Origin of the sequence: Pseudogracilibacillus amylolyticus (SeqCode), assembly GCF_051918545.1 — a bacterium.
Lineage (GTDB): Bacteria > Bacillota > Bacilli > Bacillales > Amphibacillaceae > Pseudogracilibacillus.
Genome location: NZ_JBPPZG010000232.1, coordinates 1 through 5,696, shown reverse-complemented (window position 1 = coordinate 5,696; position 5,696 = coordinate 1). Strand labels below are relative to the sequence as shown.

Here is a 5,696-nt window from a genome sequence, read left to right as displayed (position 1 = left end):
ATAATAGAACCTAATAACAAAGACATTAATTGCATAGGTATTCACCCCTTTTCCCTAACCAATATGCGGCTTGAACAGTGAAAACAAGTTATTTTAATATGTTGAACATAAATCTTTTTGAAAAAGTCATTTCTTTCAAATCTTCGCAGTAGATGTAAACTGTACAGTAATGAAAATTTGTAACCCTTGTAACAGCTTCATTGATTTCCGCCTCCGGGCAGTTCGCGCATCCTTAGGCACGGCGGTCTGCCTCTGAAGCAGAAAACCACTGCTTCTGAGTCTTCCGACGTACAGGATGTGACTTTAGCAGACGAAGACATGAGGACGTGGCGTTCTTAGTCTGCGTTCCCGTGTCGCTTTTCCCACGACGCACAGGACGTGCTAGTGTCGGCGTTGGTCAGAGGACGTGACAGCTTTTAGCCGACCAGGAGTCGACTGCCCTCCAGCTCCAATCAACCATTGAGATAGTAATCAAAAATTATGCAAAGTTGTTTACCAAACAGACCCAGCGTAGGAAATACACGGAGACTCCTATGGGAAGACAGGCCTAGATGAGACTACGTAGGAGCGAAGCGACAAGTAGGCTAAGGCAGCCCGCCCATGGAAAGCGTAGTGTATTTCCGTAGCGGTTGTATAATTACTATCCGAGTTACTGAACAGTTTATTAATCATCTAATGCTCGCTCTAAATCCTCCCAAATATCTTCCCAAGCTTCCAACCCAACAGATAGACGAATTAAATTATCAGTAATTCCCATTTTTAATCGTTCTTCTTCAGGTATTACTGCATGTGTCATCGTAGCCGGATGTTCAATAAGTGTCTCGGGATCACCTAAGCTCACTGCCACTTTTATAAACGAAAGCCGATCAAGTAGTGCTTGCGTTTCTTTTTTATCTCCTTTATATTCAAAGGAAATTACTCCACCGCCTCGTTTCATCTGCTTTTTATATATGTCACCATCGTCATTCTTAGGATAATAAACATTGGAAATTTTGTCGTGTTTTAACATTCGTTCGACAATTTTTTCGGCATTGTCTGAGTGGCGATCCATCCGTAAAGGTAATGTTTTCATTCCTCTTAGTAAAAGCCACGCATCAAATGGCGACAACACCGCCCCGATGTCTTTTTGCGTGGTTGCAGCAACTTGATCAAGAAATTCTTTTTTTCCCACTGCAAGGCCTGCGATAACATCTCCATGACCATTCAAATATTTAGTTGCACTATGGACAACAACATCACATCCAAGTTCAATAGGCCTTTGTATGTATGGTGAAGAAAATGTATTATCAACAACAACAGGAATATCAAATTCTTTAGCCACCTCTGCAACCAATTGCAAATCAATTAATTGCATCGTTGGATTGATTGGAGTTTCAATGTAAATACAAGCAGTTTCTTTCTTTATTTGACTGCGTATCTCTTCTTTCGATGTAAAGTCTGAAAAATCAACTGTCATATTGTATTTTTCTTTCATCATCATCAATAAACCGAATGTACATCCATACAAACCTGATGAACATAATACATGATCATTTGCTTTTGTTAATGCAATAAGGACTGCAGAAATTGCTCCCATACCAGAACTGAAGGCAAGCCCACTTTCTGCTCCTTCAAGTTCAGCAATTCTTTTTTCCAAAACTTGAACAGTTGGATTTCCAAGCCTTGTATAAATATAACCTTCTTCTTCACCTAAAAAACTTTTTTCCCCATGTTTAGCAGACTGAAATTCGTATGTAGAAGTCTGAAACAATGGAGTTGATAAACTTCCTAACATCTCCTTTGCATTATATCCTTCATGGACAACAGCCGTTTCAAACCTTTTCTTCGACATGTTTATCCCCCTCACGTTTTTTAATCGATAAACTTATCTTATATTGTATCTCATTATAATCTATTCAGCTACAGCATGAAAGGACAGCAGAAGGTTTAAATGAATTTATCTCATTTCAAAACTGAATAATTGCTTTTTTTAAACGATTCCTTTTAAATAAATAGAGATGCGAAACGTTCATTCAAAGTGAAATGAGGACTTTATATGCAAGAACAAAATATTAAAAAAGGGATCTTTTATGGAATAAGTGCTTATGTGATCTGGGGGTTTCTCCCGATCTATTGGAAGCTTTTGGAGAGGGCAAGTGCAGATGTAGTGCTTGCTCATCGTATTATTTGGTCGTTTGTTTTTATGATAATTTTCATTGTTGTTACAAAACAATTAACGACGTTTATGAAAGAATTAAAAAAAATTCTACATCATAAAAGAACTTTATTTATTATCACTTCTGCATCCTTAATTATTAGTGCCAATTGGCTCATCTTCATTTGGGCTGTCCAAGCGGAACTTGTCGTTCAGGCTAGTCTCGGTTACTATATCAATCCATTAATGAGTGTTTTACTTGGTGTTTTGTTTTTAAAGGAAAAACTATCCCCTGCCCAAATAATATCATTTATTTTAGCTGGTATCGGGGTGCTTTATTTAACAATAAGTTATGGTGTCTTCCCTTGGATTTCACTTGCGTTGGCGATAACTTTTGCTGTTTATGGTTTATTAAAAAAAGTTGTGCATATTAGTTCAACATTTAGTTTAGCTATTGAAACACTTATTGTGACTCCCATTGCACTTCTTTATTTACTCGTAATGTTTGGGGGAAATTTAGGCTTTGTAAATGGCGCAGGTTCTGTTAGCGTCAACCTATTATTAATGGCTGCCGGGATTGCAACCGCCATTCCGTTAATGCTTTTTGGTAGCTCCGTGCAATTTATTCCATTGTCAATGGTCGGTTTTTTGCAATACATCGCTCCAACAATTATGTTGTTTATTGGCGTGTTTTTAAATGGAGAAGCGTTCACTTCTGCACATTTATTTACATTTTCACTCATCTGGATTTCTTTAATTTTGTATATGAGCTCATCCCTGCAGTATAAAAAGAAGAAGGAAACAAAACGGCAAAAATCCGTTAGCAAAAGTTCATAAAAATGATCTTTTGCTTTTTTACTTCTTCCAATTTGCATACCACTTCCTAATATTTGGATTAATGTCAATTCCGATATCGTCAAGCGCCTTTTCTAACTGTACATATTGATAGTTAACTAATAATCCATATTCCAATTTCGCATACATTTTCATTAAAGAGAAGTTTGCCTGTTCGTCTTCTGGTTTTACTTTACATATTTTAACATACCATTTAACCGCTTCTTCTAAGTAATTATTCTCTTCATAACAATTCCCTATTTTATTAGCAACTTTCACCCATAATCGTTCTAAACGGTATCGTTCAGATTCCGCCCATAAATAATCATAGCTTTGTAAATATGCACCTGTATATAAATCCATTATTTTCTCATACATATCAACTGTTTCAATATGAATCGGTGGAGCATTCGTTATTTCTTCTTCCCATTTAACAATATCTACAATAACATTTTTCAAAATTAAAATGTAGCCATCTTGAACACTTTTTACCGCCAAATGATTGCCGAATGTACTTAATGTTTTCCTTACATTATAAACGGTTGTATATAGCTGTGAAAAAGCTCGTTCTAATTCAAGATCTGGCCAATGTAATTCCACTAATTCTGATTTCCGAACCATCATACCAGAATGGTGTAGTAGAAAAAGAAATAACTCCTGCGCTTTCGCTGTTCTCCACTTAATAAACTTACTGTCCCCATCTTGTTCAAACGTCAATTCTCCACATACATTGATATGCAGTTTACTAGAAAAAGGAGTTGTTTTTGGAGTTTTCTTAGTCTCCAGTCGCTCGAACGTTTTTTCTAAGCGCTCTACTTGAACTGGCTTCAAAATATAATCCAACGCATTTAGTTCAAACGCCTGCACAGCATATTCATTAAAAGCTGTTATAAATACGATTTGAAGATGGGGATTAACCTCAACAATTTGATCTGCTAATTCGAGCCCATTTCTACCAGGCATTTCAATATCCAAAAACACCAGGTCAGAATCTTGAATCACCTTCTTATGCTCTTTAGGATCTAAATAGGTGAATTTTGTTATCTCAGCATCCATTAATTTGTTAATTTGAAGCTCGAGAAATTCTAATGCAAGTACCTCATCATCTACTAAGATAATTTTCATTTAATATTCCCCTCTAATTCATTAGTCTACTAGCACATTCATCTTATTCACGAATGCTAGGCCTATAGACCCTCTTTTTTTGTTATTACCTTACCAATGTATAGAATTTGTTTATTTCTATCTCATAGAATGATCTCAGCTACAAATTAAATAGATTTTTTAGGAAAACACAACATTTCACTTACTTATATTTTACCAGAAATGGTTAGTTTTGCATATTTTATTACTTTTACGTAATTATAACTAGTTGAAAAGGAGGTTCCCCATGGATAAAGTCCCAACAGATAAAAACGCCCTCTCTCTTTCTGATCTTTCTGATTTACTCTTACTTGGGTCGTATAGAAAAAGTTCTTAAATTAAATCTTCAGCAAACGTTCATAGTCCCACTAAGGACAGAAATAGAAAAACGAAATATATATTTATCAAAATATGAACATGTTTAAAATTTTTCCACCCATTTTTCATTTGAATCCGCTTACTTTAGGTCTTTTACCCCTATTAATCTGTTAGTTATGATTATTCAGGAAATCTTAGTACAGATTTTGTATATATGCCATCTTTATAATTCTCCAATGGATTGATTAACCACAAAATAAAAAACTAAAAATGAAAGGAGTATTTTAGTGGATAAAAGATTAAGTATATTATTTATTTTTCTTTTGTTGTTTCAGACAGCAACTGTTGGTTTGTCTTCTTCTACACAAATTAAAGCAGAAGGATCAAATATTTTTACGGATATCACACTTACAGATGAAAATAATAACAAAATAAATATAGAAGAAGCAAAAGGAAACTCAGCTGTCACCATGCATATTAGCTGGTCAACTGAGAATATTGACATTACTGCAAAAGATTTTGAATCACTAACCTTATCGACAGGTTTAGTGATTGAAACTGATCAGCGAGGTAATCTTGAGGCCGGAGGTGAAAATATTGGTGAATACCGTACAACCGGCAACACCATAACCGTTCGTTTTAATGAAGCGGCTGAGAAACATAAAGACGCAGAGGGAACGTTTAAGGTAGAAGTGATTGTTGCCAATGACGATCAGGAAGATGAAAAAGAAAAGCAAGCCGAAGAAGAAGCTGATACTACCGAGGGTAAAAAAGAACTAGAGGATTCTGAAACTTCTGCTGAAGAAGGAGCGACAGAAAAAGAGAGTACTAGTTCTGATGAAGAAATAGTTGAAGAAGACAATGCGCTAGAGGAAGACATTACAACTTCTGATGCCTCAGAAGTAGAACCGTTTGAAGTGAAAGATCTAGGAAATATATTTACATTCAATAGTTTCACTCTTAACGGTGAAGAGATCGAAGACGGTGCTGTTATCGATATAGAGGACAATACTCTAGTCCAGATAGAATTTGATTGGGAAACAGACAACAATGCCAAAAACGGTGACACCGCATCGATGCTACTTCCAGACATATTTAAACAGGTTAATATAACAAATCAACCAATAAAAACTGACGGTGTAACTGTTGGAGAGTATAGTATTATTGATGGCGAACTTAAATTTGTGTTCAATGAAAATATTGAAGATAGTGCTGTTCAAAACGGCTTTGTAGGTTTAAATTTACAATTTAATTTAGAAAAATTCCA

Annotated in this window: 4 protein-coding genes; 2 read left to right on the top strand and 2 right to left on the bottom strand. The window is 35.5% G+C overall.

What is annotated here, in order from left to right:
* Nucleotides 1–664 precede the first annotated feature (664 nt).
* Nucleotides 665–1,831 carry a methionine gamma-lyase gene (megL, locus tag ACPYKA_RS18140; protein WP_479543613.1) on the bottom strand — a complete coding sequence of 389 codons (1,167 nt, stop codon included), beginning with the start codon at nt 1,829–1,831 and terminating at the stop codon, nt 665–667.
* Between the two features lie 204 nt (nt 1,832–2,035).
* Between megL and rarD the strand changes: the two genes are divergently transcribed.
* Nucleotides 2,036–2,971, top strand: a complete 936-nt coding sequence (gene rarD, locus ACPYKA_RS18135; protein WP_479543612.1) for an EamA family transporter RarD — start codon at nt 2,036–2,038, stop codon at nt 2,969–2,971.
* 18 nt (nt 2,972–2,989) lie between these two features.
* On the opposite strand, the gene ACPYKA_RS18130 is transcribed toward rarD, so the two are convergent.
* Nucleotides 2,990–4,093, bottom strand: a complete 1,104-nt coding sequence (locus tag ACPYKA_RS18130; protein WP_479543611.1) for a response regulator — start codon at nt 4,091–4,093, stop codon at nt 2,990–2,992.
* Between the two features lie 623 nt (nt 4,094–4,716).
* On the opposite strand from ACPYKA_RS18130, the gene ACPYKA_RS18125 reads away from it, so the two are divergent.
* A partial coding sequence (locus tag ACPYKA_RS18125) for an Ig-like domain-containing protein (protein ID WP_479543610.1) occupies nt 4,717–5,696 on the top strand: 980 nt, incomplete at its 3' end.